Origin of the sequence: Microcoleus sp. S13_B4 (genome assembly GCF_036700885.1) — a bacterium.
GTDB lineage: Bacteria > Cyanobacteriota > Cyanobacteriia > Cyanobacteriales > Microcoleaceae > Microcoleus.
The window spans coordinates 1-4,375 of record NZ_JAUBPU010000119.1; the positions used below are offsets into that span (position 1 = coordinate 1).

Below are 4,375 nucleotides of genomic sequence, written 5' to 3' on the forward strand. Positions count from 1 at the left end.
GCAAATTAGTTCGTTGTCATCTTACAATTTTATTCTTGAAGCCCTATTCTATGCAGCTTCATATTAAATTGGTATGACAAGATTCATCCTCACAGCCGAACTCCCATCAAAAAGACTAAGAAAAAGCCTTTAAGTAAAGAGCAAAAGCAATTCAATAATAGATTAGCAAAAGAAAGAATTGTTGTTGTTGAGCATGTTCATAGAAGATTAAAGATATTCAGGCTTCTCTCGTCGAGATATAGAAATCGAAGACGGAGATTTGGGTTAAGGATTAATTTAATTGCAGGAATTTACAATTATGAGCTGTATTTATCATCACAACAGGCAATTGCTTGATACTTTCGCAGGAGGTCTAATGTAGCGTCTGCTTTCTTGAGGCTGATTAGGGTTTTCCGTATTTAATTCCTGCCACATTGCAGGAGAGCGTAGAATTCGTCTTCTTCTGTAAGAACTGCGGCTGATAGCAACTTTCGATTGTTCACGCGCACCCTCCCACCAATACTGCCACTTCGCTCACTTGGCTAATTGCAGCCAGTTTAGACTTAACAACCCGCCACAATCTCAATCCAGGACACACTAAATACAACTCAATGAAACCGTAGCTTTCCAGCATCAGACAAACCTCATTAGCGCGATTGTTTCTTCAGCATAATTGTCATTAATTGTTGGAGAATAGCCCGCAGAGGTAATAGCTTCAGTGCGGGCTCTTTCCTGAAGCAGGTAAATTAAATAAATCAGCAATTTATCTACGGCCTGCTTCTGTGGTGATCTCCGTTGTCTGAGTTGTCGAAGTTCTCGCAGTCGAGCGATGCAGGTAGCATTTTTTTTGGCTCTGTTTCCCTGGTTTCTAATGCCAACCGTCCGTTGTCTATACCTCCTATAAAATCATCTAGCGCATCAAATATTTCGTTACCCAAATCCCCAAAATCACCATTAGCAATATCTTCCATAGCATCGGAGATACCGCCACCAAAGATATAATTTTTAGTGCTTTGGCGCACTTTTTCCCGAGCATCATTCAATTTGGCTTGAACGTTGTTCAAACCTTGTTCTGCATTTTCGGTAGAACGGGTTGTCCGTTTTTGTTTACCCGCGCTGCCATTTTGAGCTGCCTTAGCTTGCTCTACTGCTTTCTTATCTGTCGTGTTCATGATGGTAAAACTCCTCAATGATTTGATGAATTGATTGGATAGCTTTAGTCCTGCCTCGTTCCTTGACTAGCTGCCTGAACAACCACATAATTTCGCTATCGCGTTGGTCGAATCCCTTGTATCTCTGCTGCGTTTCTTCTTGCCGAATCAACTCCAATTCCTTGAGTACCGCAGCATCGCGCCTCAGTTGAGTTAGAGAGATATTCATGGCGTTTGCTAGCGCATCGTTGGTTGTCCAAACAACACAGTCGGGAATTATGCTTGATAGCGGTCGCATGGTCGTTGGTTGGTTGATTTGCGGTCGCTATTCGGTTGCCGGTTTTTTACCCGCCGATTAACGACCACATGAAAATCAAAAAAAATTATTTCCTTTCTGGCGTGCTAAATGATTTGGCATCCCAGATACCCCAGACTTCGCGGGCAGAAGATACCGCACCGGGCGAGCGCTTCTGCTGGCGTACGCCCGAAAACTATAATCTGGCGGGGTGGATTGTACTTGCGGGTGACGGTAACGCTCCACCGAAATTGATGGCTTTTGAGTGCTCTCATCGATCGTCCCTCCTGCCACCTGGAGATGGTGCAGCTTCGGATGAAGCTAAGAGGGAACCGGAGAGTAAGCGAATTAGGCGCAGCGCTTCGGGTTCGGACAGCCAAACATCCAAGTGTTCCAAGGAATCGGAAAACAAATCCGATAGTTCGCATTGAGAGAGCGCTTGGAGCACAGTCGATGAATAGTGTTGGGCGTAGGTGATCGCTTCAATCAGGGCAAGCTTTTGGATGCAATTGCAGGTGCTCAGCAGTGATTGCCAGCAAGAATGAAGTTGGCGGCGGCTGGAGAATTGGTCGGCTATTGCTTCTACTAGGGCGATCGCTTCGGAATCGGTTGGCAAGAAATCGAAATCTTGCGGCCACTTATCGCCAAAACATTCGACAGTACCGCACTCTTTAATGGAGCGGGTGAGCGTGTCCCTTTGGCGCAGCGAATAAACGGTCGCTTCCATCAAAACCCAAAGAGCGGGTTCTGCCATCGCGTCCACGGATGCCAACAGCGAAGGGTACAAAGAAGCGCTCGTCACCCCTGGCGTGGCAGCAGCAGCGGACACCTCAACCGTTATCGGTATCGGTATTTGTGTCATGATTGAAAAACCTCATTAATGTGAGTGCCATACCCCGCCCCAGAAGATTTCCAGTCATAGGGGGCGGGGTTTGGTTTGGTTTTTTTGTCTGCCCGCGAACGCCAATCTGCGAAAGTGTTGCGGGCATTGGGTTTAAGGCGCTTTTGAGTTAGTGCGCGGGCATTCCCTTGCCAGAGTTTACGGATGACCGTTTTACGCTCTTGGCTGGCTCTGCGTGCGTCTATGAGTGTTAGTATAATCTAGAAGTTACGAAGTAGCAACTTCGCACTACGAATAAGTTGCAACCCAAACCGCGTCGGAGCCTTATGAAACAATGGAGAGAGAAGTTGCGAAGTTTAGTTTTAGCTACCGTGCCAGCAAAAAAAGAAGACCCAGGTTACGCCGCCCTTCGGGGTCACATACCAAAAAGCCTATATAAACGGTTTAAAATGTTTTGCCTTGAACGCGGTGTGGACAACAGCCAAGGTCTAGAAGACTTGATACACGAGTATTTTGAGTTGAAAGATAAGCAAGAACAGGAGGCTTCCATCCCAAAAACAGCAGAGTAAGACGTTCAACAGTAGTGGTTGAGGAATTGCCTGTAGAAGTTTCCTCCTCTCGGGCTACCAAAAGCAAGCAGGGCAAAGGAAGCAAGGGAGCTAGTTAATGTCTAGCGGTTGTCTAACAATAGAGAAACTTTGGCGCTACCCTCAAAACCAACAAATAAGCTAAAAGCTTTAGCTGACCGAGGTTTTAGGTACGACCAGGCGTTTCCAAATTGGGGGATTCAAAGACCCTCAAACGCTTACTGGGAGAGACTGGAGGCCTTTCAAACTTGGAGCTGCGAAAACGGTTGGTTTGACAGGTTGCGCTCTGCTGCTCTCCATAGACTCCAAGCCTTGCAGTCAGGACGTTTAACAGGTTGCGCTCCTGTCAGTGTGCGATGGAAGACCAAGAAAATAGACAACTGTCTAGTGATTGTCAAGCATTGGAGAAAATTCTAGTGACCGAATCAGTTAGAGCCGTTCGAGCCTCGGTACAGATAGGCTCCCTCGCAGTCGATGGGTTCATGCTGCCAGACGGCAGTTATCGAATGAGCCAGACACAGGCGGCGGAATGTGTTGGAAAACCCGAAATTAACGCCCGACGGTTTTTGGATTCAAAGGCTATCAAAGCTTTACTAGGTAAGGGCTATACGCCCGACACTATTGAGATTGAATCAAGCTCAGAGCAAGTTCGCGGTCGCGGTCGATTCAATGCCCTTCCGTTGGAAGTTGTCACTGCTTACTGGCTTACCCAAGCTGGCGAAGGCAACAAGCAAGCGTTGAGCCTGGTTTGGGTGTTGCTTACCGAAACCCTCGAACGTCGATTTGACACTGCTTTCGACGTTACCCGTACCGAACGGGAGCGAAACGAATTGCTCAGCGATCGCGTCCGCCGACTCGAACGCGATATCAACCAGGCGTTTTGGGTTGAGGATGAAATTAGATTTCAGCGCGACCACTACGAGCGATTGCTGCGAGAGTACGGCATCGATCCTTGGGAAATTCCGGGAACTGAGGAGGAACCGAGCTAATTGCGCTGGGCAACTATTGGGATTTTTCGATTCCCAAATTCCTTGCCAGTCACCAATCTAAGCAACCCGTTGGAGTTTAAAATTTGAAGGGGCTCTTCAAAACAACCGAAAAGCCCGCATCGATTAGACCAGACCAAAAAAAAAGAGTCCGCTATCTATTAGAAGAGACGGCGAACAAACAAAATTTAAAAACTTTAGATTCATCATAGTTCATTTCTGCCATTACTGCATCATTTGCACCTTTGCACGTCAACGGTAGTTACAGCAGAGCCGTCTCTTCTACATTTAGCGGGTTTTTGCAATAAAAACCAGTACGCACCGCTATGAGTAGCGAGAGAGGCATCTATGAACGTTGTACAGCAATTTGAATCTACCGCGTACCTTTGCCCCAAACACAAGAGCCACATCGAGCGCCGGGGGCTGTTGAACAATTGGAGTTACGCCAACTGCCGCACTGTATCTGCGGATGAGGCATCAGTTTACTTGGGCTACGCGGCGAAGTCTGGCGGTATCCTGTTTGTGGGAAAAACAAC

The 4,375-nt window shown here is 47.2% G+C and carries 6 protein-coding genes and 1 pseudogene; 4 read left to right on the forward strand and 3 right to left on the reverse strand.

Going from position 1 to position 4,375, the window contains the following annotated elements; all coding sequences use genetic code 11:
* Window positions 1-78 precede the first annotated feature (78 nt).
* Window positions 79-336: pseudogene (locus QT994_RS27250) on the forward strand (transposase family protein); the annotation flags it as partial.
* A gap of 410 nt (window positions 337-746) precedes the next feature.
* On the opposite strand, the gene QT994_RS27255 reads toward QT994_RS27250, so the two are convergent.
* The 3 genes from QT994_RS27255 to QT994_RS27265 all read right to left on the reverse strand — a co-directional run bounded on the left by QT994_RS27255 (window position 747) and on the right by QT994_RS27265 (window position 2,287).
* The gene (locus tag QT994_RS27255) at window positions 747-1,151 is read right to left on the reverse strand and encodes a hypothetical protein (RefSeq protein WP_333180202.1); all 405 of its coding nucleotides are present in this window, start codon (window positions 1,149-1,151) and stop codon (window positions 747-749) included.
* Window positions 1,135-1,359 (reverse strand): hypothetical protein, encoded by a 225-nt coding sequence (locus QT994_RS27260; protein ID WP_333180205.1) that lies wholly within the window; start codon window positions 1,357-1,359, stop codon window positions 1,135-1,137. Before QT994_RS27260 ends, QT994_RS27255 begins: the two co-directional genes overlap by 17 nt.
* Before the next feature lie 337 nt (window positions 1,360-1,696).
* On the reverse strand, window positions 1,697-2,287 hold the full coding sequence (locus QT994_RS27265; RefSeq protein ID WP_333180207.1) for a hypothetical protein: 591 nt from the start codon (window positions 2,285-2,287) through the stop codon (window positions 1,697-1,699).
* 305 nt (window positions 2,288-2,592) lie between these two features.
* On the opposite strand from QT994_RS27265, the gene QT994_RS27270 reads away from it, so the two are divergent.
* The 3 genes from QT994_RS27270 to QT994_RS27280 form a co-directional block, all read left to right on the forward strand.
* Window positions 2,593-2,835: a hypothetical protein gene (locus QT994_RS27270; RefSeq protein WP_333180210.1), complete on the forward strand. Its 243-nt coding sequence runs from the start codon at window positions 2,593-2,595 to the stop codon at window positions 2,833-2,835.
* Window positions 2,836-3,269: 434 nt separating this feature from the next.
* On the forward strand, window positions 3,270-3,842 hold the full coding sequence (locus QT994_RS27275) for a hypothetical protein (RefSeq protein WP_333180212.1): 573 nt from the start codon (window positions 3,270-3,272) through the stop codon (window positions 3,840-3,842).
* Between the two features lie 345 nt (window positions 3,843-4,187).
* Window positions 4,188-4,375, forward strand: a 188-nt coding sequence (locus QT994_RS27280) for a hypothetical protein (RefSeq protein WP_333180215.1), incomplete at its 3' end; no start/stop codon positions are given.